The sequence below is a fragment of the Devosia sp. genome (assembly GCF_025809055.1).
Classification (GTDB): Bacteria; Pseudomonadota; Alphaproteobacteria; order Rhizobiales; family Devosiaceae; genus Devosia.
Map to the genome: position 1 here is coordinate 3,163,895 of NZ_CP075529.1, position 21,900 is coordinate 3,185,794.

Consider the following 21,900-nt stretch of genomic DNA (forward strand, 5'->3'; position numbering starts at 1 on the left):
AGCCGGGCAATGGGGGCCGGTGCATCAGAACGATGCGCCGGCCTCAGCCCGCAAATGGCTTGAAGTGCTTGGAGAGCTTGAGGGTCTGCGCCTGGTAGTTTGAACCAAAGGCGGTGCCATAGAGCCGGTCAGGCGGCTCGGCGAGGTCCTCATAGATCAGCCGCCCGATGATCTGGCCATGGCCCAGCAGGAAGGGCACTTCCCGGCTGCGCACTTCCAGCACCGCCCGGCTTCCGGTTCCACCGGCGGCCGAGTGGCCAAAGCCGGGGTCGAAAAAGCCGGCATAGTGAACACGGAACTCGCCCACCAGCGGATCGAACGGCACCATTTCGGCGGCATGTGTGGGCGGCACATGCACAGCTTCGAGACTGACGAGAATATAGAATTCGTCGGGATCCAGGATCAATTCGCTGCGGCCGCGGCTATAGAGCGGATCCCAGAAATCGAGCACATCCAGCGCCGCTTTCTTGTCGACATCGACGACGGCCGTATGGCGCTTGGACCTGAAACCGATCAATCCGTCGCGGCCTTCGCCCAGAAGGTCGATGGAGAGAGCCACGCCATTGTCGACCGGCTGCTGGCCGTCGATGACCAGCGTGTCGGACGCATGCAGCGCCTGATGCTGCGCGACCGACAGGCGCGTATCGCCGTGACGGAACCGCATCTGGCTGAGACGTGAGCCGGTCCGGACGAGGACGGGGAAAGTGCGCGGGCTGATCTCGAGATAGAGCGGCCCCTTGTAGCCTGGGGGAAGTTGATCGAAGCCGCGCGCGCGGTCGCCGATCACCCGTGTGAAGACATCGAGACGCCCGGTCGAACTTTTCGGATTGGCCGAGGCGCCGACCTCTTCCGGGAGGTCGAGGCTTTCCTCAAGCGGTACGAGATAGACGCAGCCGCGTTCAAGCACGGCCCCGCGCGTCAGGTCGATTTCGTGCAGTTTGAGCGCTTCGATGCGTTCGGCCACCGAATGAGAAGGCCCCGGCAGGAAGCTCGAGCGCACCCGGAAGGCCTTGGTGCCAAGGCGCAGATCGAGACTGGCCGGCTGGATCTGATCGCTATCGAAGGGTCGCGTGGTGGCAATCGCGCCCTCGGCATGCAGCTTTTCGATCAACCGCGCCGGAAAGACGCCCCTGGGCCAGTTCTCAGCCATATGTCCGATCCATCCCCCGCCGATAGCTCTCCCTACCAATCCCGGCAATTGACGCCAACTGCCAATTGGCCTTACATCACAGCCCAGTGGTGATTTGGCCGGTCGCTTGCAGCCACTTTAAACAAGTTGCTAAAGACCGTTTTGGAACCGGCCGCCCCTTGCGTGCCGGTTTTTTTGTCTGAAGGTTTTACGAGCATGTCCAGGAAGAACAATCCCCTCGCCGATCCCAGGAAACTGTCTGCGGCCACGCAAATGGTTCATGGCGGCAACAAGCGATCCAACTTCCTGGAAACCAGTGAGGCCCTGTTCCTCAATTCCGGTTTCTCCTATCCCAGCTCCGAACATGCCGAATTGCTGTTTCAGGGCAAGGTGCCGGGTGGCCACAATTATTCGCGCTTCGCCAACCCGAACTACGACATGTTCCAGGACCGCATGGCGCTGATTGAAGGGGCCGAGGCGGCGCGCTGCTTTGCCACCGGCATGTCGGCTGTCACCAATGCGGTTATGAGCCAGGTGCGGGCAGGGGACCATATCGTCGCTTCCCAGGCGCTGTTCGGGGGGTGCCGCTACGTGGTGGAGGATTTCGCGCCGCGCTTCGGTGTCGCCTCGACCCTGGTCGATGGACGCGACCCGGCCAATTTCGCTGCCGCCATGCAGCCCAATACCAAGGTCGTGTTCATCGAGACACCGACCAACCCGACGCTCGAACTTGTCGACATCGCGGCGGTGGCCGAGATCGCCCATGCCCATGGCGCCAAGCTGATTGTCGACAATGTCTTTGCCACCGCTCTCTACCAGAAGCCGCTGGCCCTGGGCGCGGACCTCGTCACCTATTCGGCCACCAAGCATATCGACGGCCAGGGCCGGGCGATGGGTGGCATCGTGCTGGGATCAAAGGCACTGATCGAAGGCGACATTCACACCTTCCTGCGCCATACCGGCGCGACGCTGTCGCCGTTCAATGCATGGGTGCTGACCAAGGGCCTCGAGACATTCGCGCTGCGCGTCGAGCAGATGACCAACAGCGCCGAAAAGGTCGCCGCTGCTCTGGCCGGTCATCCCAAGGTCAACCGGGTCATTTACCCGCACAGCCCCGACCATCCGCAATATGAGCTGGCGAAGCGGCAGATGAAGCGCGGCTCGACCCTGCTGGCCATCGACGTCAAGGGTGGACAGGAGGGCGCATTCACGCTGTCCGATAGTCTGGCCATCATCCTGATTTCCAACAATCTGGGGGATGCCAAATCGCTGATCACGCATCCGCGCACCACCACCCATGCGCGTCTCACGGAAGAAGTGCGCCTGGAAACGGGCGTTACTCCTGGCCTGTTGCGGCTGTCGGTGGGCCTTGAGGATCCCGACGATCTGATCGCGGACCTGACGTACGGTCTGGATCAGGTATAGGCGCCATGAGCCGAGGCGGGGCCCCATGCGGACCATGACCATGCGTATCGCCCAGGCAATGATGGTGACCCTGGTCTTGCTCGCGCCAGCCGCGGCGCAGCCGCTGCCCTATCATGCCGATCCCGATGCGCGCGAAATCCTGCCCAATCTGCGGCCGGTGCCGGCGATCCGGTTTCTGACCACCGCCGATTTTCCGCCGTTCAACTTCCGGGACGCCAATGGCGACCTGATCGGCTTCAACATTGACCTGGCCAAGCGCATCTGCACCGAGGTCAATGTCGCCTGCACCATTCAGGCCTGGCCCTGGGCCCAGGCGGCCGACGCCCTTGCGGACAGCCAGGGCGATGCGCTGATCGCCGGCCTGTCGATGGATGGCGAGGCCGCCGGCCGCTTTGACTATTCGGCGACCTACCTGTCCCTGCCGGGGCGGTTCGTGACGCGGCGCAACCAGGTCGACGGATTTACCCCGGACGCGCTTGAGGGGGGCAAGGTTGCCGTGCGGGACGGTGGCGCGCATCAGCAGTTTCTGGCCCGCTACCTGCCCGAGATCGAGCAACTGCCGTTTGCCGGCGAGATCGAGGCGCTGGAGGCGGTCAAGACCGGTGAAGCCGACGCCTATTTCGGCGATGCCATGCGGGCCTCATTCTGGCTGAACGACAACCTCGATTGCTGCAGCTTTGCCGGCGGCGCCTATTTTCGCCCCGCCCTGTTCGGTCAGGGCATGACCATTGCGACATCGACCGGAAATGACCCGGTGCGCCATGCCATCGACTGGGCACTGGTGCGCCTTAAGGACAATGGCACGCTGGACGAGCTCTATCTGCGCTGGTTCCCGGTCGGGTTCTATTGAGGAGGCGGTGATGACGCTGCGCGAGGCGATAATCGTGCCGGTCGGCTATCTGGTTGCCGTCTGCGTGTCCGCCATCTCGGTGCTGGTCCTGTTCTCCATGACGGAGTTGGTCGAAGGGACCGGAGGCGGGTTCACGACGGTCTTTCGCTATGATGGCGAGACGGTGATGGCGGCCTTGGCCATTACAGCCGCAACCGCTCTCGTCCCGTTTCTCATCGCCCTCGTCATCCTGCACTTTACCGGGCGCACAGGCTGGCTCGGGCATGTCATTGCCGGCATGTGCGTCAGCCTGTTCGCCCAGTTCGCCGTCTGGTTTGGGGCAATGCCCCGGGTGTCGGACGTGATCGACTCCTGGCCACTGACCGCAGGTGGCGCCATTGCCGGGTTCAGCTATTGGGCCACCCGGCAAGTCATATTGAGGCTATTGCCGGCCTAACTGGGCATCCGCCGGTGGCGCGCGCGGGCGGCCACTTCAATGGCGGCGGTGGTCAGCCGGTCGAGGCTCAACTTGTCGCGCAGCAACTCGAGGAACCGCAATTCTTCCTGTTCGAGGAACAGATCGACAGCCGTGACCTCGATGGAAAGCGCATAGGCGGTGTCCTGCAGCTTGACCGGAATGGCGGCGATGGCGTCGTCCATCACCCGATCCAGTCCGTCCGGCCCGTTGAGGACATCGGCGCATTGATTGGCGACCGCTTCGAGCCGGCTTTTGTCAAAGCCCTCGAAGACCGGCAGCCGGTCGATCAGCGCCTTGATCCGCACCAGTTCCTTCTCGGTTATGGCGCTGTCCGAAGTAGCGGCAACGATCATCAGGTGGATCAGGGCGTCATGGGCGGCGGTGTTCATCATCGGTCCCGGTGTTGAAAGCGTTCCAAACAACTAGGCACTGTCCCGGCCCGGTGCAACCACCTGCGACATTGACGTCTGCCCGGTTCCGGTGCATTGACCGGGCTCCGTCTTTTTCCTTCCTTGCCGAAAGGCCGCAAACCCGTGTCGTCTGCCGCTTTGCCCGCCCTTGACCCCTCCTTTTTCGAGCCCGCACAGAACGCGCGGGCCTGGCCGTTCGAGGAAGCGCGCAAGATCGTCAAACGGCTGGAAAAGTCGGGCAAGGGCGAGGCGCTGTTCGAAACCGGCTATGGCCCCTCGGGCCTGCCCCATATAGGCACCTTTGGCGAGGTGGCCCGCACAACCATGGTGCGCACGGCCTTTCGCCTGCTCACCCGCGACCAGATCCCGACCCGGCTCATCTGTTTTTCCGATGATCTCGACGGTATGCGCAAGATCCCGGACACGGTGCCCTCCAAGGCCGCGATGGAGCCGCATCTGCAGAAGCCGCTGACCTCGGTGCCCGACCCCTGGACCAATGAATATTCCAGCTTCGGCGAGCACAACAACGCCATGCTGCGCCGGTTCCTGGATACGTTCGGCTTCGATTATGAGTTTGCCAGCGCTACCGACTATTACCGCTCCGGCCGGTTCGACGAGGTCCTGCTGCGCGCTGCCGAGCGCTATGACGACATCATGAAGGTCATGCTGCCCACACTGGGCGCCGAGCGGCAGGCCACCTATTCGCCCTTCCTGCCGATTTCGCCGATTTCCGGCCGCGTGCTCTATGTGCCGATGAAGGAAGTCAATGCCAAGGACGGCACGGTCACCTTTGCCGACGAAGACGGCAGTGACACCACCGTTCCGGTGACTGGCGGCCATGTGAAGATGCAGTGGAAGCCCGATTTCGGCATGCGCTGGGCCGCGCTCGACGTCGACTTTGAAATGTTCGGCAAGGACCACCAGACCAATCAGCATATCTATGACAAGATCTGCTCGATCCTCGGCGGCACGCCGCCCGAGCACTATGTGTTCGAACTGTTCCTGGATGGCGAAGGCCAGAAGATCTCCAAGTCCAAGGGCAATGGTCTCACCATCGACGAATGGCTGACCTATGCGCCGACGGAAAGCCTGGGTCTTTACATGTTCCAGAAGCCGCGGGTCGCCAAGCGCCTGCACTTCGATGTCATCCCGCGCGCCGTCGATGAATATGCAGCCCATGTCGCCGCCTTCGAGCGACAGGACGCCGCCGGCCGCCTCGAGAATCCGGCCTTCCATGTCCATTTCGGCAATGTGCCCAAGATCGACATGCCGGTTACCTTCGCGCTGCTGCTGAACCTGGCCACCGCGTCCAATCCGGAAACGCCGGAAGTCATGTGGGGCTATATTTCGGCCTATGCGCCGGGCGTTTCGGCAAAGACCCATCCGCATCTTGATGCCCTGGTCGGTTACGCCATGCGCTACTTCCACGACTTCGTGGAAAAGTCCTATCGGGCGCCCGACGACACCGAGCGCGCGGCGCTTGAGGCCCTGTCGGAGGCCTTTGCCCAACTGCCGTCCGACGCCAGCAACGAAACCATCCAGAATACCGCCCTCGACGTGGCCCGAACCATCGAACGATACCAGGATCACACCAAGAAGGGCCCCACCGGCGGCCCCGGCGTATCCGGCGAGTTTTTCCAGATGCTCTACCAGGTGCTGATCGGACAGGAACGCGGACCCCGCTTCGGTTCGTTCGCTGCCCTCTATGGCATCGACAACACCCGCAAGCTGATCGACAGGGCGCTGGCCGGGGAAATGCTGAAGGCCTGAGGGCAGGAGAGTGATGTGCACAGGGGCTCATGCGCCTGCGGGGCGGTCCAGTTCGAGGTCAGTGGCGACCTGCCCGAGGCGAGCGCCTGCCATTGCACGAAATGCCGCAAGCATACCGGTCACTTCGAGGCGGGTGTCGATGTGGCCAGGTCGCGTCTTGCCGTGTCCGGCGGCGACGCCATCACCTGGTATTTTTCCTCGGAGGCAGTCCGCCGGGGATTTTGCGCGACCTGCGGCACGCCCCTGTTCTTCGACCCGCCAGCGGCCGACTGGATCGGTATCAATCTGGGCGCTTTCGACGCCCCGACCGGTACACGCCTGGTGCGCCACATATTCGTAGCCGACAAGGGCGATTACTACGACATCGCCGACGGCTTGCCGCAATACGCAACCGTTCCCGGTGCGGAGTAGCTACGAAGTCCCCACGAGTTTTCTGAAGAACACCACGCGCTGGGACTCTTCGAAACCAAGGGCACGATGCATCTCGTGACTGGCGTGATTTTCCACCGATGCGTCCGAGGCAAATTCGGTGCAGCCCTGCGCCCGTGCCCAATCCTCCACGGCCTCTACGAGGGCCCGCGCAACGCCCCGGCCGCGAAACGCGGGCAAAACGAAGATCCCCTCCAGGAACGCCACCGGCGATGTCTTGCAGCCATTGACATAGTCATGCCGCAGGGCCGCCTCGGCAAAGCCGAGCGCCAGACCGTCCACGTCGCGGGCGACAAGATTGATGGTCTTTCCGGGGTCGGCAAGCAGGCGGGCGATGTCCGCCGCATGTGCCTCAGCGCCGCCGCGCGGCCAGAGCGCTGTGCGCATCTGCACCCAGTCCGGGGCATCGACCGGTGTTGCCTTGGCGATTTTCACTGGCTGGCCCAGATGATCCGCGCCACCCATTCGATATCGCGAATGTCGAGGATGCGGGGCTCATAGGCCGGGTTGAGCGAATGCAGTTCGAGCTGGCGGGCGGATTGACGAAACAGGATCTTGGCCATGACTTCGCCGTCGCGGGTTTTCACCACCACGCGGTCGCCCCTTCGGACCTGTTCGGTGGGGGAAACCACGATCCGATCGCCCTCGCGATAGAGTGGCTCCATGCTGTCCCCGGACACTTCCAGAGCGTAGATGCCATTGTCGCCCGGCGAGGGCAGCAGAATTTCATCCCAACCCTGACCGGCGGGAAAACCGGCGCTGTCGAAGAAGCCGCCCGAGCCGGCCTGAGCGAGCCCAATCAGGGGCACAGTGCGCTCCGCGGGCTCGGCGAGGCCGGAGGTCTGCATGTAAAGGCCGGTGCCATGCAGGAAGCTGTCGAAGGTCTCCCCCGTGGCCTCAAGTATCTTGGAGATGCTCTCGGTCGAGGGCCAGCGCTCGCGGCCGGTATTGCTCACGCGCTTTGAGACATTGAATGCCGTCGCATCCAGCCCGGCGAGCTTGGCGAGGGCAGACACCGAGACCCCCTGCCGACGGGCAAGGGCATCAATACCGTCCCAAATGGCCCTGTGCGAGAGCATGATCCAGCCTGAAGAGGAATGATGTCATAGTTTGGAATACAGTCCTATCGTATGGCCCGCCAAGCGACTTGTAAAGGGAACCTTTACGATTTAACCCCTGCCGCAACAGTCTCGATCCGGAGCCCCGCCATGAACCAGCCCGCCCAAAATCCGGACCTCATCTACAAGATCGCGACGCGGCAAAGCCTGGACGCCGCCCGCCACACGGGCCGCTATGCCGGCATGCCGGTTGATGCCGCTGATGGCTACATGCATTTTTCGACGGCCAGCCAACTCGCCGAAACCCTGCGCCTGCACTTTAGGGGTCAACGGGACCTGATCCTGCTTGCCGTGCGAACGGCCGATCTGGGCGATGACCTGGTCTGGGAAGCCTCCCGCGGTGGGGCGCTTTTTCCCCATCTCTACAATGGTCCGCTGGTTCTCGATGCGGTGGCCTGGGAAGAACATATTTCTGTTTCGGAAACGGGTGAGTGCATTTTGCCGGAAGCTGTCCAATGATCTTTTCCCCCCTGTCGCCATTGCTGCGGCACGCCGGCATTGCCAAGCTCACCAGCGATACGCTGCTGCGCATGGATCCCGAAACCGCCCATCGCGCCACGATTGCAGCTCTGAGGCTGGGCCTCGCGCCGGTGCAGCAGGAACCGGATGCACCCGAATTGCGCACCAGCCTCTGCGGCCTCGATCTCAGCAATCCGGTCGGCATGGCGGCAGGCTTTGACAAGAATGCAGAAGTGCCGAAACCCCTGGCGCAAGTGGGTTTTGGCATGGTGGAGATCGGCACCGTTACCCCCCGTCCGCAGGCGGGAAACGAAAAGCCGCGCCTCTTTCGCATTGGACCTGCCGAGGGCGTGGTCAACCGCATGGGGTTCAACAATGAGGGTCACGAAGCCGCATTCGCGCGTCTCAAGGGCCTGCGCGTACCGGCTGCCCTTGGGGTCAATATCGGCGCCAACAAGGACAGTGCCGATTTCGTCGCCGACTATGTGCAAGGGGTCAGCCGCTTTGCCGACCTCGCCGACTACCTGACCGTCAATATTTCCTCGCCCAACACGCCAGGCCTGCGCAATCTTCAGGCGGACGAGGCCCTGCGCCGACTGCTCGGGGAGGTGCTCACGGCCCGCGCTAAGGCCCGCACCCGCGTGCCGGTTCTGCTCAAGATTGCGCCGGATCTGGACGAAGCAGGGCTCGATGTCATCGCTTCCGTGATCGCCGCGACCGACCTCGACGGATTGATTGTGTCCAATACGACCCTGTCCCGTGACGGCGTCGGGGGGCTGGAGAATGCCTCAGAGACTGGCGGCCTTTCGGGTCGGCCCCTGTTCGACCTGTCGACCCGCCGCCTCGCGCAGATGCGCCAGCGGGTCGGCACGCTGCCGATCGTCGGCGTGGGCGGCATTCACTCGCCGCAATCGGCGATTGCGAAGATCGAGGCCGGCGCCGACGCCATCCAGCTCTATTCGGCCCTGGTGTTCGGCGGCTTTGACCTGCTCGACCGGATCAAGCGTGGTCTCGTCGCCGGCATTCGCGCGCGTGGCGGCAAGTCTGTTGCCGATATTCGCGGTACCCGGACCGATGACTGGGCCGCCGGGCGCGGCACAATCTAGGCTTGGGCGAACAGGTGCGGCCGGCGCCGCTCTAGCCCCAGCCAATAGATCATGCCACGGCCCAGGAACCAGCAATGCAGGGCCAGCCACAACCCGGCATTGCCAAGTGGCTGCAATGACAGGGCAGCGACCGCGAAGATCAGCAGGGATATGAGCATGCCATTGCGCATCAGCACGTTCTGCGTGGTGCCGATGAGAATGCCGTCATAGACAACCGCCGGCATGAAGGTCAGCGCACAAAGTGCTGCCAGCGGCAGATAGTCCAGCGCGTGGGCCCGTACGGCCTCATTGGTGGTCATGAAACCGATCAGCCAGGGCCCGGTCAGGTACCAGACGAGCCCCAGGCTCGAGGCGATGATGAGGCCCCAGATCATCGACAGGCCATAGGCCTTGTCGAATGCGGGTCGCCAATTGGCTCCTATGGCCTTGCCGGTCAATTGCTCGGCGGCCTGGGCAATGCCGTCGAGGAAGAAACCGACCACCATGAGCAGGTTCAGCAGCACCGCATTGGCGGCCAGCGGCACTTCGCCCATGCGGGACCCCTGTGCTGCAAACCAGGCATAGGCGCTCATCAGGGCGATCGAGCGGATCATCAGGTCGCGGCTGAGCCCGAACATGCGCCGGACCGCCGTCGCGTCCAGCATGTCGGCGAGGCTCAGCCGGGCGAGCATGGCCCGCGCGCCGCCATAATGCCGCACGAGGATGAAAAGCCCGGCCAGCGCCGCAACGATCTGGCCAAGCACAGTGCCGGCCGCGGCCCCGGCTACGCCCCATCCCAGCCCATAGACCAGCGCGACGCTGGCCAGGATGTTGATGCCATGCAGCATGATCTGCAACATCATGCCGGTGCGGGCCGCCGCTCGCCCATAGAACCAGCCCAGGAGCGCGTAGTTGATGAGCGAGAAGGGTGCGGAGGCTATGCGCACGAAGAAATAGGCGGAAAGCGCGCTTGCAACGCCAGGCTCCGGCGCCAGCAAAGCTTCAGAGCCCCAGAGGATCGGCTGCGCTAGGACAATCATCAAAAGGCTGATGCCAAAGCCGAGCACGAGCGCCCGTGACACATGCAGCAGGCCATCGCTCGGATCGCGCGCGCCCACAGCCTGCGCCACGAGGCCCGCCGTGCCGATCCTGAGAAAATAGGCCAGCGAGAACAGCACGTCGAAAACCAATGCGCCCAGAACCAGCCCGCCAAGAAGGCCCGCATCGCCCAGCCGGCCGATCACGGCGATGTCGACAATGCCGACCAGCGGTTCGGTGATGAAGGCCACAGAGGCCGGCAGGGCAATCTTCCAGACATCGGCGTGGCGCACGTCGAAGGGATATTGGGGGCGCTGGATGGACATGGCGGAAAAGATTCTCAGGTGGGCCGCATAGACTAACCGCGGCAGCCTGCGGCGTCATCCCGATCCTAGTTGGCTGGCGGCGTGGCCATCACTTCCCAGATATTGCCTTCGCTGTCAGCAAAATAGGCCGAATAGCCCCACTCGGACTCCGTGCCAGGCGTCACGACCGCGCCGCCTGCGACCAGAACGCGATCCAGGATCGCATCGACTGCCGCTGCGGTCTCGGCGCGGTGGCTGAGAACAAATCCGGGCGTTCCGGCAACGGCGTCCGGCTTGCCGGCGGTCTGGGCAATCTGGTCGCGGGGAAACAGCACGAAGGACAGTCCCGAAGAAAAGAAGAAGGCAACGTGATCTTCGCCCGCGCCGATCTGGCTGTCCTCGATGTCGAACAGTGTGCGGTAGAATTCGAAGGCCCGTTCGAGGTCGTCGACGCCGATGGTGATGATGGAGATATCTGGCTTCATGTGGCGGCTTCGGGCTCAGGTCTTATCGGCGCCGGTCGAGAACAGGGCCTCGAACTGCCCCTCTTCGATACGGGCCGCGGCGATCACCGCCTGGGTGCGGCTATCCACATCAAGCTTCTGCAGGATCGCCGAGACATGGGCTTTGACCGTGGCTTCCGAGATCGACAGTTCATAGGCGATCTGCTTGTTCATCAGCCCGTCGCTGAGCATCATCAGCACGCGCACCTGTTGCGGCGTCAGGCTGCCGAGCCGTTTCATCAGCGCCGTCTGGTCGTCCTCGCCGCCCAGCGTCGTTCCGGAGGGGACGAAGACCTCGCCGGACAGCACCGTCTCGATGGCGCGGCGAATTTCGGTCGGGCCCTCGGATTTGTGGAGATAGCCCGCGGCGCCAAGCTCGAAGGCCCGCCGGACAACGGTCGCATCTTCCACCGCCGAAATGATCATCACCGGAATGTCGGGATATTGGGCACGCAGCAGCAACAGGCCCGAAAATCCGCGTACGCCCGGCATGTTGAGGTCGAGGAGGACCAGGTCACAGTCGCGATCGGCATCAAGGGCCGCGCTGAGCGAGGCCAGGTCTCCCGATTCTTCGACCGTTACCGTCGCGTCACCCCCCGACAGGGTCTGCCGCAATGCGGCGCGGAACAGGGGATGATCGTCGACGATGATAATGCGGCGGCGCGTCATGAACGGTCCGGCCTCCCTCTATGTACAAACCCATAAAGCACCGATTTCCGGCGCTCGCCCTTGCATATTGCGACAATACTTAACGGCTTCTTTACCATGTTTTCCCAAGAGTAACCGTCACACCTTCGTATTGAATCGCGAGGGGTTCGTCTTTCTGTGACAGGGACTTGCCATGGCCCGCGCCTATAACGAAACGGACTATTCCGACCGCAGGGGCCAGGCAGGCGCCGGCGAGTGGCAGGCCTTGCGCGGTGAGCTGGTCGCACTCCTCGACAAGGTCGAGAGCCGTTATTCGCCCGCGGATCAGGCCACTGGCAGCATCCAGCGCCGCGTTCAGCACTTGCGTGAACAGGTCGAAGTCCCCGAGCCCGCCAATCGGCGCCGCGAGGCCCTGCGCTCAGTCAAGCGCGCTGTCGATCGCTTCAGCGAGCGCGACATGGCCTATCCCGAAGAGGCCCAGGATGACCTCGTGGCCGCCATTTCCGAGATTCGCAGCCGCCAGGGTGCGATGCCGTCGCGGCGCGCCAGCGATATGCCGGAATTGCGCGAACTCGGTGCACTGGTCGGTGGCATGAGCCAGCGCCTCGAAACCCTGGAAGGTGAACTCAAGGGCCAGCGCAACGGCGTCGGACAGATCCGCGAAGTCGCCGGGCAGGTCGAGCAGCTGACCCAGGTTGTCGAAATGCTGGCTGGTGCCGTTGGCGAAACCGGCCAGGTAAAACGCCTCGAATCCCAGATGGCCGCACTGGCCGTGATGATCGAGGATGCACCAAAGGTCGATCTCGGCGCCGTAAACGCCCGGCTCGACGACGTCTCGGCCACGGTCGCAAAACTGGCCGACCTGCAGGCCCAGCAGATGGAGCGCGAGATCGCGCGCGACAAGCGCAGCCAGTCGGAAGCCAAAAATGGCGGGGTTGAGCGCCTGGCACCCGCCATGGAGGCGATCGAATCCAGCGTTCGCAACGTCTATGACCGCATCGACGCCATCGAACGCAATGTGACCCTGTCGGCCGGTGACTTCGAGCGCGTGACCACCGAAATGGCCGATATCACCAAGGCCATGAAATCCCTGGCGACCAATCCGGATGGACTCATCGAACGGCTGAACGCACTGGCTGGGCAGTTGGAGTCGATCGACAGCGTCGACAACAATGTCGCCGGGCTCCGGAACGATGTGGCCGATCTGCGTGAGGCCGTCGTCAAGAGCATGGAGCCGCGGTTCCTGCGCATCGAAAGCCAGATCGAAGCGCTTAGCGACAAGGTCGCACCAGCCGATACCGGTGCCGTGCAGGACCAGCTGCGCGCCCTCATGCAGCGCATGGACGATGCCGGTGCCCAGCTTGATGAACTCTCGCGCCTCTATTCAGGCGGCGAGGATCGTCCTGATCTCGAATCGCTGGCATCGATGGTGGCCGAGCGCACCAGTGAAGCCATGGCCAAGAAGGCCCCGGCACCGGTCGCCATGTTTGGGCCCGACAGTCTCAAGAGCATCGAGGATCGGATTGGCGGCCTGATCAAGTCGGCCGGCAAGACGCCCGATTATGACAAGCTGGCCGATCTGGTCGCCAGCCGCGCCTCCGAGGCATTCGCCAAGGCCCCGGCCGGCGCATCCGCAATGGATGGTGAGGGCATGTCCGCGCTCGAGCAGCGCATGACGGCCCTGTTCAACACCGCAGGCAAGGAAACGGCCGAGCGGCTGGCCCGCCTTGAAGCCACCCTGGCCGAACGCGACCGGCCCGCCATGGCCGAGGCTAAGCCCGCATCCCCCGAGGCGGAAATGGCGCAGCCCCCGGCCCGTAACCAGGCGGTCCCATCAGCCGACAGCGCGGCCGAGGTGGCAAAGGCCCTTGACAATACGTATCGGGCGGAAAGCGACACGCGCCTCGATTCAATCCTTGCCAGTCTTGGCGCCAAGCGCAGCGACTCCATGCCCGCCAATCCGGCAGACGATGCGCCGCTGGTCGACAAGGGCGTTGCCAAAGACATGCCGGCAAGTTCGCCCCTCTCGGCGCGGACAGCCAGCGCCCGTCCCGCAAAGCCGGAAATGCCAGCAAGGGCTGAAGCGCCCGCATCCGCCGCGCCGGCCTTCGATCCGACCAAGGTAGATCGTCCGCCGCGCCCGGTGTCGAGCTTCGCCGCCGATGGCGCCGATCCGTTCGCCCAACCGCCTGCGCCGCGGCCCAGTTCGGAGCCGCAGCCCGCGCAGTCGAGCACCAATACCTTTGTCGCCGCTGCCCGGCGGGCACAGCGCGCCAAGCAGGAGCCTGTGGCCAAGGAAGAAAGCAATTCACTCTTTGGCCGGGCCGTGGCCCGCGTGCGGTCCCGGCGCCGGGACGGTACTGAGCAGGCCGCTCCGACAGAAGCGCCGGTCGCGCCCGTTGCTGCGGCGCTGGTCGCGCCGATCCCCGCCATTGCCGAGCCATCCAGTGTTGCGCCGGAAGCGCGGCAGGAAAAACCGGCCAAGCGCGCCAAGGCCGAAAAGCCCACCCGGCGCCAGGCAGCACCCAAGGCCCCTGCCGAGGAAAGTTTCCTCACGCGCCACCGGCGACCGCTCCTCCTGGCGGCGACGCTGGTCGCGGTATCGATGCTGGCACTCAACCTGGTCCTGCAGCGTTCGGCCCAGCAGGTCGCGGCGCCAACAGCCAGCGCCTCGGCCCCGGCAACACAAACCAGCAATCCGCCGCCTTCTGACGATCAGTCCTCGGTTGTTCCGCCGCGCGTCATCGATCTGGTCGACACGGTCGCCACCGGTACCATCAATCCCGGCGAGCCGATGAGCTTCACCAAGTCCGCGCTGGCCACGCCGATGCCCTCAAAGCTGCAGCCGGTCACGGCCGCCGCGGCCGAGGGTGCAGACACGCCCGACACCGCCGACGCGATCAATACCGGGGCCATCGAGGTCCAGTCACTGCCACTGCCGCCCGAAGCCCTTGGCCCCGAAGCTTTCCGGCAGGCGGCCGCTGATGGTGACGCGCGGGCCCAGTTTGAGCTTGCCGCCATCTATACCGAAGGCCAGGTGGTGCCGCAGGACTATGCGGAAGCCGCGGTCTGGTACGAACGGGCCGCAGCCCAGGGCTTTGCACCGGCACAATATCGGCTCGGCAACCTCTTCGAGATGGGAACCGGGGTCGAGCAGGATCTCGACCAGGCGCGCCTGTGGTATCAGCGCGCTGCCGAAGCGGGCAATCGCATGGCCATGCATAACCTGGCGGCCCTTTATGCCGGTGGACAGATGGGCGACCAGCAGTTCGAAATGGCGGCGGAATGGTTCGAGCGGGCCGCAGCGCGCGGCATGACCGACAGCCAGTTCAATCTCGGCATGCTCTATGCCCGCGGCCTGGGCGTCGATCAGGATTTCGAGCAATCCTACAAATGGTTCTCGTTGGCGGCCCGGAGCGGTGACGCTGATGCCGGGCGCGCCCGCGACGACATCGCAAAGTCCCTCACGGCCGATGCGGTCGGCCGGCTCAATGGTCAGGTCGAGGCCTGGACGGCCGAACCGATCGACCTTGCCGCCAACTTTGCGCCCATCGGCACCTGGACCGAAGATTTCGTGCCCGGAGAAACGATCGCCACCAAGGACGTGGTGCTCAAGGTGCAGCAGGCCCTGACGCGCCTCGGCTTCGATGTGGGCACGCCCGATGGCGTTGCCGGGCCCAAGACCGCCCAGGCCGTTCGCGCCTTCGAGCGCGGCGTCGGCATGAGCGAAATTGGCCAGATCAATCCGCGGTTCCTTGCAGTACTGGGCAGCCAGCCCGTCTAGACGTGACGCGGGTCAGCATTTTCATGCCGGGCCGCCTGTGCCCGGCATTGTTTTTTCGGTCCGGCGCCACTTTGACCTCTTGTTGACGGACCGCTGTGTAAGATGGGTGTCCAAACAGCTGGACCGTAAGCCGTGCAGATCTATCTGCCCATTGCCGAGCTTTCCGTAAACCTCTTCTTCCTCGTGGGAATTGGCGGGGCAGTGGGCTTTTTGTCCGGGCTGTTCGGAGTTGGTGGCGGGTTCCTGCTTACTCCTCTCCTGATCTTTTCCGGCGTGCCAACCGCCGTTGCCGTAGCCTCGGTGACGGGTCAGGTGGTGGCTGCCTCGACATCGGGGGCGCTCAGTCACTACCGGCGCGGCGGTATCGACCTGCATCTGGCCATGTATCTGGTGCTATCCGGCATTCTCGGGGCTTTTGGAGGCGTGGCTGCCTTTGCCCTCCTGCGCGATGCCGGCCAGCTCGACCTCGTCATTTCGCTCGGCTTCCTCGTGCTGCTCGGCTCGGTCGGAATTTTGATGCTGCAGGAATCCATCCGGGCGCTGCTCAAGCGCCGGCAGGGCGTGGTCGTGCGTGAACGCCTGCCGCACCAGCACAGCTGGATTCACGGGCTTCCTATGCGCGTGCGCTTCAAGAAAAGCCGGCTCTATATCAGCGTCCTGCCGGTCCTGGTCATCGGTCTGTTCATCGGCTTCGTCGGCTCGCTGCTGGGTATCGGTGGCGGTTTCATCATGGTGCCGGCTCTAGTCTATCTGCTGCGCGTGCCCGGCAATGTGGTGATCGGAACGTCCTTGGCCCAGGTCGTCGCCATGATGGCCGCGACCACTATTCTTCATGCCGTGCAAAGCCAGAGCGTCGATATCCTGCTCGCCTTCTGTCTCATGGTCGGCGGGGTGGCGGGCGCCCAGTTTGGTGCTGCTGCCGGTCGCAACCTCCGGGGCGAGCAATTGCGCGGGCTTCTGGCCCTGCTGATCCTCGCCGTAGCCATCCGCTTCGGCCTGTCGCTGGTGCTCACCCCAGCCGATCCGTTCACCATGGCCGTGATGGGGCCGGTGCGATGAGGCGGCTCTGGCTATCGCTTCTGGTCATGATCGCGCTGGCGACCCCGGCGCTGGGCGAGCGGCTGATCTCGACGCTTTCCAATGAAAATGTCGACATCACCTCGAGCTTTGATGGCGAGCGGATGACCTTTTACGGGACCGTGGCGCCCGACGTCGGATCAGGACAGCGCTTCGTTGATGGGCCATTCCATGTGATCATCGCCATTGTCGGTCCGGCGCAGGACCGGGTTGCCCGTGAAAAGGCCAATGTCTTCGGTGTCTGGCTCAATACCGATGAAATGCGTTTCCGGCATTTTCCCAGCTATTTCCACGTCCTGGCCAGCGACCGGCTGACCAATATCACCGACCTGTCGACGCTGGCGACCAACTATATCCTGCCTGAGGCCCATGCCACCGCGCCCAATGAGGCCGGTTGGGCCAAGACGTTGAAATTCGGTCGTGAACTGGTGCGGCTGATGACCCAGCAGCGCCTGTTCGGCGTGCAGGAGAATGCGGTTAACTTCTTGTCGGACAACTTTTATTCGGCCCAGTTGACCCTGCCCAGCCATGCGCCGCCTGGTCCCTATCTGGCCCTGACCTATGTGTTCAAGAACGGCGAGATCATTGCCCGGAAGTCGGAAGGATTTGCGGTGCGCAAGATCGGATTCGAGCGGTTTCTGGCGCAATCGGCGGTGCAGAGCCCATTCTTCTATGGCCTGGCCTGCGTTGTCCTGGCGCTATTCACCGGCTGGCTGGGTGGCCTGATCTTCAAGCGATAACAGGCATTTAGCCGCCGATCAGCCGACGCGCCGGGACCGGATAGGTGCGGTCGCGGCCCAGCATGACGACCTCCAGAGCCGAAAAATTGAAGAGACCGGCAAAGGCGGGGGAGAGGATGTTGAGGGCGCCGGTGGAGCTGCCATAGGCCGGCAGGATCATCAGCCGGTTGTCATGCACGAAACAGGGTTTGCGGACCGAGCGGCCGTCCATGGCGAGGCGGGCCGCCGGGTGCAAGTGCCCGCAGATCAAGCCTTTTTTGCCGCGCTGCGGCTCGTGGGCAAGCGCCAGTCCGTCCAGTTCAAGTTCCGGAAGGCAAGTGCCACCGAGACTGGTGGGCGCCGGGTCGTGATTGCCTGAAAGCCAGGTGCAGGAGACGCTGTCGGTGATAGCATCGAGGCGCATCCGGTCCGAATGCGTTAGCAGACTGTGCGCATCTGCACGATGAAACGTGTCACCGAGGGCAATTAGGTGACGCGCGCCGGTGCGCCGCAGATCCAATTCCAGACGCGTCAGCGTCATGCCCGTATCGTAGGGCGGCAGCATCTGGCCGCGACGGGCAAAACTGGCCATCTTTTCGAAATGCAGGTCGGCGACGAGCAGGGTCTCGCGGGCACGCCAAAAAAGGGCGCCGGAGGGCAGAGGCTCGAAATTGTGGCCGGCGAAACGGAGCACGGAAACGTCCGGATTTGGATGAGCAAAGGCGAGGTTGGTCATATGGTCTTTTCGCGTGTCCTGCGGAAGCCCCCTTCACCCGTCTCGACCTGCGGTCAATCCACCCTCTCCCCTGTGGGGAGCGGAACGGGTCAGCGATTGCCAAGAGCTTCGCGCAACAGTTCCTCGGCTGCATCAGCCATAGCTGATTCCCGCGCTTCCCCGAAAATGGGTTCCTTGCCGATATCGAGCATGACCGGGACGGCGAGCGGGGAAATCTGCGGCAGGGGCTTGTGGACGATGTGGTGGCGGATGCGGGCCAGCATCTGGCCCAGGCGCTCGATGTCGAGCAGGCCGCGCGCCGCGTCGTGCCGGGTGGCCTGAATCAGGATGTGGTCCGGCTCGTGCTGGTAGAGCACGTCATAGATGAGATCAGAACTCATGGTGATCTGGCGGCCGGTCTTTTCCTTGCCGGGATGGCGGCGTTCGATGAGCCCGGCAATGATCGCGCAATTGCGGAAGGTGCGCTTCATCAGCGCCGATTCATCGAGCCAGGCCTCGAGATCGTCGCCCAGCATGTCCTCGGAGAACAATTCGTCGAGCGATAGCCGGCCGGTTCGGATGAGGGCGGAAAGATCGCTCAACCCCCAGATGCCCAGCGAATATTCGCTGGCGACGAAACCGAGGGGCCGGGCGCGCATACGCTCAAGCCTGCGGGTGAGCAACATGCCCAGTGTCTGATGCGCCAGCCGGCCCTCGAACGGGTAGCAGACGAGGAAATTGTTGGTGCCGCGGGGAAAGGTTTCCACGAGCAGGCTGTCGCGGCGCGGCAGCACCGAGACGTCGCGCTGCAGGCGCAGCCAGTCGCTGACCTGACCGGGCAGCTTGTGCCAGCTCTCGGGCGTGTCCATGATGCGCCGGACGCGCTCGGCGAGATAGGTCGAGAGCGGAAACTTGCCGCCCATATAGGAGGGAATTTTCGGGTCCTTCGAGAAGGCGCGCGAGACAAAGGCCTCATTGTCCTTCATGCCTTCGAAGGCGACAATCTCGCCGCCGAAAATGAAGGTGTCGCCCAAGGTCAGGGTGCCGAAGAAATATTCTTCCATTTCCCCCAGGACACGCCCGCCGGCGCCGATCGGGCCGGTGGTCCGGCCCTGCTTCTGGCCGCGTCCGCGCACCAGCCGCACCCGCACCATGGGCTCTTCGATGATGGTGCCGATATTGAGCCGGTATTGCTGGGCCACCTGCGGATTGGCCAGCCGCCAGAGTCCGTCGGGGGTGAGGCGCAGACGCGCATAACGTTCATAGGCCCGCAGGGCATAGCCGCCGGTGGCGACGAAATCGAGCACGCGGTCGAACTGGCTGCGGGAGAGGTCACGATAGGGCCAGGCGTGACTGACCTCGGCGAACAGGTCATCGGCGCTGAACGGGGCGGCGCAGGCCATGCCCAGGACATGCTGGGCGAGGACGTCATAGCCGCCCGGATGGGGGTCTTCGCTGTCCTGATGGCCTTCGGCCACGGCCTCGACTGCGGCCTCGCATTCGAGCACTTCGAAGCGATTGGAGGGCACGAGGACGGCGCGTGACGGATCGTCGAGCCGGTGATTGGCGCGACCGATGCGCTGGAGCATGCGCGAGGAGCCCTTGGGCGCGCCTACCTGCACCACCAGATCCACATCGCCCCAGTCGATGCCGAGATCGAGGGTGGAGGTGCAGACCACGGCCTTGAGCCTGCCGCCGGCCATGGCCGCCTCGACTTTGCGGCGCTGCTCGACCGATAGCGAACCGTGATGCAGGGCAATGGGCAGCATGTCCTCGTTGATATCCCAGAGCCCCTGGAACAGCATCTCCGCCTGGGAGCGGGTATTGACGAACAACAGGCTGGTGCGATGGCGCTTGATGGTCTCGTAGAGATCGTGATGCGCGTAGCTGGCGGAGTGTCCGGCCCAGGGCAGGCGCGCCTCGGTTTCCAGAATGGTGAGTTCGGGCGCCGCGCCTCCGGCCATGCGCAACAGGTCGGTGCGGCGGTGGGGCAGGGGCTGTGCAATCCAGTCCCGCAACAGGTCCGGCCGCGCCACCGTGGCCGAGAGGGCGGTGATGTGCAGCTCGGGCGCAAGATGCGCCAGCCGGGCGAGGCCCAGGGACAAGAGGTCCCCGCGCTTGGAGGTGACGAGGGCATGAAGCTCGTCGAGCACGACGCGCTTGAGGCTGCCGAACATCAGCTCGGCATGAGGATGGGAGATCAGGAGCGCCAATTGCTCGGGCGTCGTCAGCATGACCTGCGGCGGTCGTATCCTCTGGCGCGCCCGCTTGGCGGCGGAGGTGTCGCCCGTCCGGGCCTCGACGCGGATCGGCAGGCCCATTTCGGCAATCGGCGCAGAGAGGTTGCGCTGCACATCCACCGCCAGGGCCTTGAGCGGCGAGATATAGAGCGTGTGCAGACCCTCGAAGCCGCCCTCGACCAGATCCGCCAGGGTCGGCAGGAACCCGGCCAGCGTCTTGCCCGCGCCGGTCGGGGCAATGAGCAACTGGCTGGCGCCGGATTGATAGGATGAGAGGACATCGAGCTGGTGCTGGCGCGGGGACCAACCGCGCGTGGTGAACCAGGCCTCGATAATGGGGGGGAGGGTGGTCATGGCGATGGCGACGCCAGTGGCGCGCGCACCTTCACGGCGGTTGTACCATCCGCCGGCACGTCACCATGCGCAGCGCGCGGGCCGCCTCCCCAAGAGGAGCGGTGAAGGAGAGACTGTGACCCGCTTTGCGACACATGGCACCTAATACAAATCAGTCGCGAGCCTATATGATGGTCCTGACCCTGCCAAACGGAGTGGACCGATGACAGAAGACTATCGCCCTGAGCCGCGTTCGGGATTGGCCCGCTTCATGGGCGGCAGCCCGGTTTCGGTGGTGATCAAGCTGGTGCTGATCTCGCTTTTCGTGGGTTTCGTGATGTCGGTCTTCGGTTTCAACGCTGCCGATCTGGTGCGCGGAGCCGTGGACATGGTGCGCGAGGCGTTGCGCGATGGCGCCGGGGTTTTCCGGCAACTGCTGAACTATGTGCTGGCGGGCGCGGCCATCGTCGTGCCGGTCTGGCTGCTGCTGCGGCTGACGCGAGGACGCTGACATGGCCGACACCACTCGGCTGACCCCGCAGGCGGCCCTGGCCCATCTCGTCGCCCATGGCCTGCAGATGGAGAGTGATGCCAAGGGCCGGCGTATCGCCATCGGCCTGGCGGGTGGGCCCGGCACCGGCAAATCGACGCTGGCCGTCGAACTCGTCGCCATGCTCAATGCGGCGCGGCCGGGCAGCGCCGCCTATGTGCCCATGGATGGCTTTCATATGAAGCACGCCAAGATCGAGGCCATGGGGCAGACCGACTACAAGGGCGCGCCTCACACCTTTGAGGGCGCGGAATTTTTCAATTTTCTCAGCCGGCTGAAAGCCGCGCAGGGCGCGGTGAGCGGACCCGGATACAGCCGCAAGATCGAGGACACGGTGGACGATGCTTTCACCGTTGATGGCGACGTGCGCATCCTGGTGGTGGAAGGCAATTACCTGCTGCAGACCGATGGCCCCTGGGCGGGGATCAGGCCGCTCCTGGACTATGCGGTCTTCATCCACGTGCCGCGCGAACTGGTGCGCGCCCGGCTGATGAAGCGGCATGGCGAGGAAGGCCTGTTTTCCGAGGACCGCAATCGCGCCCATATCGAGCGCAATGACCTGCCCAATTACGACCGCGTGGAAGCCTCAAGGGACCGGGCGGACCTGGTGATCGAGATCGAGACGGTGGTTTGAGCGGCTTCCGGGTCATTCCCGCGAACGCGGGAAGCTTTGGTTTGGCGGGGTGAAACGGGGGCTCCCGCTTTCGCGGGAGTGACCTTGTGGGTGGTTGTGGTAGCGCAAGGCGGTGCGCAGGCGGATGGTCCGGTCACCCCACCCTCGGTCCCTCCCCCTCTAGGGGAGGGAGGCGCAGGGGCTAGCGCTCGGCTCCCGGGCGATTTTCAGTGTGATTTGCAT

21 protein-coding genes and 1 riboswitch are annotated in these 21,900 nt (G+C 64.0%); of the genes, 12 read left to right on the top strand and 9 right to left on the bottom strand.

The features are described 5' to 3' along the window. Positions 1-43: 43 nt before the first annotated feature. A complete protein-coding gene (locus KIT02_RS15535) occupies positions 44-1,150 on the bottom strand; it encodes a 2'-deoxycytidine 5'-triphosphate deaminase (RefSeq protein WP_297579630.1) in 1,107 nt (368 codons plus the stop codon). A 76-nt stretch (positions 1,151-1,226) separates the two neighbouring features. Further along, a riboswitch (SAM riboswitch) is annotated at positions 1,227-1,302 on the top strand. A 43-nt stretch (positions 1,303-1,345) separates the two neighbouring features. On the opposite strand from KIT02_RS15535, the gene metZ reads away from it, so the two are divergent. From metZ to KIT02_RS15550, 3 genes are read left to right on the top strand one after another with little or no spacing between them, the layout of a single operon-like run. Then, positions 1,346-2,554, top strand: a complete 1,209-nt coding sequence (gene metZ / locus KIT02_RS15540; protein WP_297579633.1) for an O-succinylhomoserine sulfhydrylase — start codon at positions 1,346-1,348, stop codon at positions 2,552-2,554. A gap of 25 nt (positions 2,555-2,579) precedes the next feature. Next, positions 2,580-3,404: a transporter substrate-binding domain-containing protein gene (locus KIT02_RS15545; RefSeq protein WP_297579636.1), complete on the top strand. Its 825-nt coding sequence runs from the start codon at positions 2,580-2,582 to the stop codon at positions 3,402-3,404. A gap of 10 nt (positions 3,405-3,414) precedes the next feature. Further along, positions 3,415-3,840 carry a hypothetical protein gene (locus KIT02_RS15550; RefSeq protein ID WP_297579644.1) on the top strand — a complete coding sequence of 142 codons (426 nt, stop codon included), beginning with the start codon at positions 3,415-3,417 and terminating at the stop codon, positions 3,838-3,840. Here KIT02_RS15550 and KIT02_RS15555 read toward each other — a convergent pair. Continuing rightward, positions 3,837-4,250, bottom strand: coding sequence for a tellurite resistance TerB family protein (locus KIT02_RS15555; protein ID WP_297579647.1), 414 nt, complete (start codon positions 4,248-4,250; stop codon positions 3,837-3,839). The genes KIT02_RS15550 and KIT02_RS15555 overlap by 4 nt on opposite strands. 144 nt (positions 4,251-4,394) lie before the next feature. On the opposite strand from KIT02_RS15555, the gene KIT02_RS15560 reads away from it, so the two are divergent. Next, positions 4,395-6,041: a lysine--tRNA ligase gene (locus KIT02_RS15560; RefSeq protein WP_297579650.1), complete on the top strand. Its 1,647-nt coding sequence runs from the start codon at positions 4,395-4,397 to the stop codon at positions 6,039-6,041. A gap of 15 nt (positions 6,042-6,056) precedes the next feature. Further along, complete coding sequence (locus tag KIT02_RS15565) at positions 6,057-6,452, top strand: GFA family protein (protein WP_297579653.1); 396 nt, start codon at positions 6,057-6,059, stop codon at positions 6,450-6,452. On the opposite strand, the gene aac(6') is transcribed toward KIT02_RS15565, so the two are convergent. Together aac(6') and KIT02_RS15575 are read right to left on the bottom strand one after the other, a co-directional pair. Next, positions 6,453-6,905 (bottom strand): aminoglycoside 6'-N-acetyltransferase, encoded by a 453-nt coding sequence (aac(6'), locus tag KIT02_RS15570; RefSeq protein ID WP_366520551.1) that lies wholly within the window; start codon positions 6,903-6,905, stop codon positions 6,453-6,455. Next, complete coding sequence (locus tag KIT02_RS15575) at positions 6,902-7,549, bottom strand: helix-turn-helix transcriptional regulator (RefSeq protein WP_297579656.1); 648 nt, start codon at positions 7,547-7,549, stop codon at positions 6,902-6,904. Before KIT02_RS15575 ends, aac(6') begins: the two co-directional genes overlap by 4 nt. A gap of 129 nt (positions 7,550-7,678) precedes the next feature. Here KIT02_RS15575 and KIT02_RS15580 point away from each other — a divergent pair, with 129 nt between their 5' ends. Together KIT02_RS15580 and KIT02_RS15585 are read left to right on the top strand one after the other, a co-directional pair. Beyond that, a complete protein-coding gene (locus tag KIT02_RS15580; protein WP_297579660.1) occupies positions 7,679-8,047 on the top strand; it encodes a DUF952 domain-containing protein in 369 nt (122 codons plus the stop codon). Further along, positions 8,044-9,153, top strand: coding sequence for a quinone-dependent dihydroorotate dehydrogenase (locus KIT02_RS15585; RefSeq protein WP_297579663.1), 1,110 nt, complete (start codon positions 8,044-8,046; stop codon positions 9,151-9,153). The genes KIT02_RS15580 and KIT02_RS15585 overlap by 4 nt, the downstream gene beginning before the upstream one ends. Here KIT02_RS15585 and KIT02_RS15590 read toward each other — a convergent pair. The 3 genes from KIT02_RS15590 to KIT02_RS15600 form a co-directional block, all read right to left on the bottom strand. Then, positions 9,150-10,496, bottom strand: coding sequence for an MATE family efflux transporter (locus KIT02_RS15590; RefSeq protein ID WP_297579666.1), 1,347 nt, complete (start codon positions 10,494-10,496; stop codon positions 9,150-9,152). The genes KIT02_RS15585 and KIT02_RS15590 overlap by 4 nt on opposite strands. Positions 10,497-10,561: 65 nt before the next feature. Then, entirely contained in the window at positions 10,562-10,960 is a 399-nt protein-coding gene (locus KIT02_RS15595) for a VOC family protein (RefSeq protein WP_297579669.1), read from the bottom strand. A 15-nt stretch (positions 10,961-10,975) separates the two neighbouring features. Beyond that, a complete protein-coding gene (locus KIT02_RS15600; protein WP_297579672.1) occupies positions 10,976-11,647 on the bottom strand; it encodes a response regulator transcription factor in 672 nt (223 codons plus the stop codon). Between the two features lie 172 nt (positions 11,648-11,819). On the opposite strand from KIT02_RS15600, the gene KIT02_RS15605 reads away from it, so the two are divergent. The 3 genes from KIT02_RS15605 to KIT02_RS15615 all read left to right on the top strand — a co-directional run bounded on the left by KIT02_RS15605 (position 11,820) and on the right by KIT02_RS15615 (position 17,227). Next, positions 11,820-15,410, top strand: a complete 3,591-nt coding sequence (locus KIT02_RS15605; RefSeq protein ID WP_297579675.1) for a peptidoglycan-binding protein — start codon at positions 11,820-11,822, stop codon at positions 15,408-15,410. A gap of 132 nt (positions 15,411-15,542) precedes the next feature. Continuing rightward, positions 15,543-16,469 carry a sulfite exporter TauE/SafE family protein gene (locus KIT02_RS15610; RefSeq protein WP_297579678.1) on the top strand — a complete coding sequence of 309 codons (927 nt, stop codon included), beginning with the start codon at positions 15,543-15,545 and terminating at the stop codon, positions 16,467-16,469. After that, positions 16,466-17,227 carry a TIGR02186 family protein gene (locus KIT02_RS15615; protein WP_297579683.1) on the top strand — a complete coding sequence of 254 codons (762 nt, stop codon included), beginning with the start codon at positions 16,466-16,468 and terminating at the stop codon, positions 17,225-17,227. The genes KIT02_RS15610 and KIT02_RS15615 overlap by 4 nt, the downstream gene beginning before the upstream one ends. Positions 17,228-17,234: 7 nt before the next feature. On the opposite strand, the gene pdeM is transcribed toward KIT02_RS15615, so the two are convergent. Together pdeM and KIT02_RS15625 are read right to left on the bottom strand one after the other, a co-directional pair. Continuing rightward, complete coding sequence (gene pdeM, locus KIT02_RS15620) at positions 17,235-17,942, bottom strand: ligase-associated DNA damage response endonuclease PdeM (protein ID WP_297579686.1); 708 nt, start codon at positions 17,940-17,942, stop codon at positions 17,235-17,237. Between the two features lie 89 nt (positions 17,943-18,031). Then, a complete protein-coding gene (locus KIT02_RS15625) occupies positions 18,032-20,515 on the bottom strand; it encodes a ligase-associated DNA damage response DEXH box helicase (RefSeq protein ID WP_297579689.1) in 2,484 nt (827 codons plus the stop codon). Between the two features lie 202 nt (positions 20,516-20,717). Between KIT02_RS15625 and KIT02_RS15630 the strand changes: the two genes are divergently transcribed. Both KIT02_RS15630 and KIT02_RS15635 read left to right on the top strand, forming a co-directional pair. Further along, positions 20,718-21,005 carry a DUF6460 domain-containing protein gene (locus KIT02_RS15630; RefSeq protein ID WP_297579692.1) on the top strand — a complete coding sequence of 96 codons (288 nt, stop codon included), beginning with the start codon at positions 20,718-20,720 and terminating at the stop codon, positions 21,003-21,005. A gap of 1 nt (position 21,006) precedes the next feature. Continuing rightward, entirely contained in the window at positions 21,007-21,678 is a 672-nt protein-coding gene (locus KIT02_RS15635; protein WP_297579694.1) for a nucleoside/nucleotide kinase family protein, read from the top strand. Positions 21,679-21,900: the final 222 nt, after the last annotated feature.

Coding starts and splice junctions, on each gene's coding strand:
- KIT02_RS15535 (WP_297579630.1), bottom strand. CDS start 1,150: ATGGCTGAGAACTGGCCCAGGGGCGTCTTTCCGGCGCGGTTGATCGAA.
- metZ (WP_297579633.1), top strand. CDS start 1,346: ATGTCCAGGAAGAACAATCCCCTCGCCGATCCCAGGAAACTGTCTGCG.
- KIT02_RS15545 (WP_297579636.1), top strand. CDS start 2,580: ATGCGGACCATGACCATGCGTATCGCCCAGGCAATGATGGTGACCCTG.
- KIT02_RS15550 (WP_297579644.1), top strand. CDS start 3,415: ATGACGCTGCGCGAGGCGATAATCGTGCCGGTCGGCTATCTGGTTGCC.
- KIT02_RS15555 (WP_297579647.1), bottom strand. CDS start 4,250: ATGAACACCGCCGCCCATGACGCCCTGATCCACCTGATGATCGTTGCC.
- KIT02_RS15575 (WP_297579656.1), bottom strand. CDS start 7,549: ATGCTCTCGCACAGGGCCATTTGGGACGGTATTGATGCCCTTGCCCGT.
- KIT02_RS15580 (WP_297579660.1), top strand. CDS start 7,679: ATGAACCAGCCCGCCCAAAATCCGGACCTCATCTACAAGATCGCGACG.
- KIT02_RS15585 (WP_297579663.1), top strand. CDS start 8,044: ATGATCTTTTCCCCCCTGTCGCCATTGCTGCGGCACGCCGGCATTGCC.
- KIT02_RS15590 (WP_297579666.1), bottom strand. CDS start 10,496: ATGTCCATCCAGCGCCCCCAATATCCCTTCGACGTGCGCCACGCCGAT.
- KIT02_RS15595 (WP_297579669.1), bottom strand. CDS start 10,960: ATGAAGCCAGATATCTCCATCATCACCATCGGCGTCGACGACCTCGAA.
- KIT02_RS15600 (WP_297579672.1), bottom strand. CDS start 11,647: ATGACGCGCCGCCGCATTATCATCGTCGACGATCATCCCCTGTTCCGC.
- KIT02_RS15605 (WP_297579675.1), top strand. CDS start 11,820: ATGGCCCGCGCCTATAACGAAACGGACTATTCCGACCGCAGGGGCCAG.
- KIT02_RS15615 (WP_297579683.1), top strand. CDS start 16,466: ATGAGGCGGCTCTGGCTATCGCTTCTGGTCATGATCGCGCTGGCGACC.
- pdeM (WP_297579686.1), bottom strand. CDS start 17,942: ATGACCAACCTCGCCTTTGCTCATCCAAATCCGGACGTTTCCGTGCTC.
- KIT02_RS15625 (WP_297579689.1), bottom strand. CDS start 20,515: ATGACCACCCTCCCCCCCATTATCGAGGCCTGGTTCACCACGCGCGGT.
- KIT02_RS15630 (WP_297579692.1), top strand. CDS start 20,718: ATGACAGAAGACTATCGCCCTGAGCCGCGTTCGGGATTGGCCCGCTTC.
- KIT02_RS15635 (WP_297579694.1), top strand. CDS start 21,007: ATGGCCGACACCACTCGGCTGACCCCGCAGGCGGCCCTGGCCCATCTC.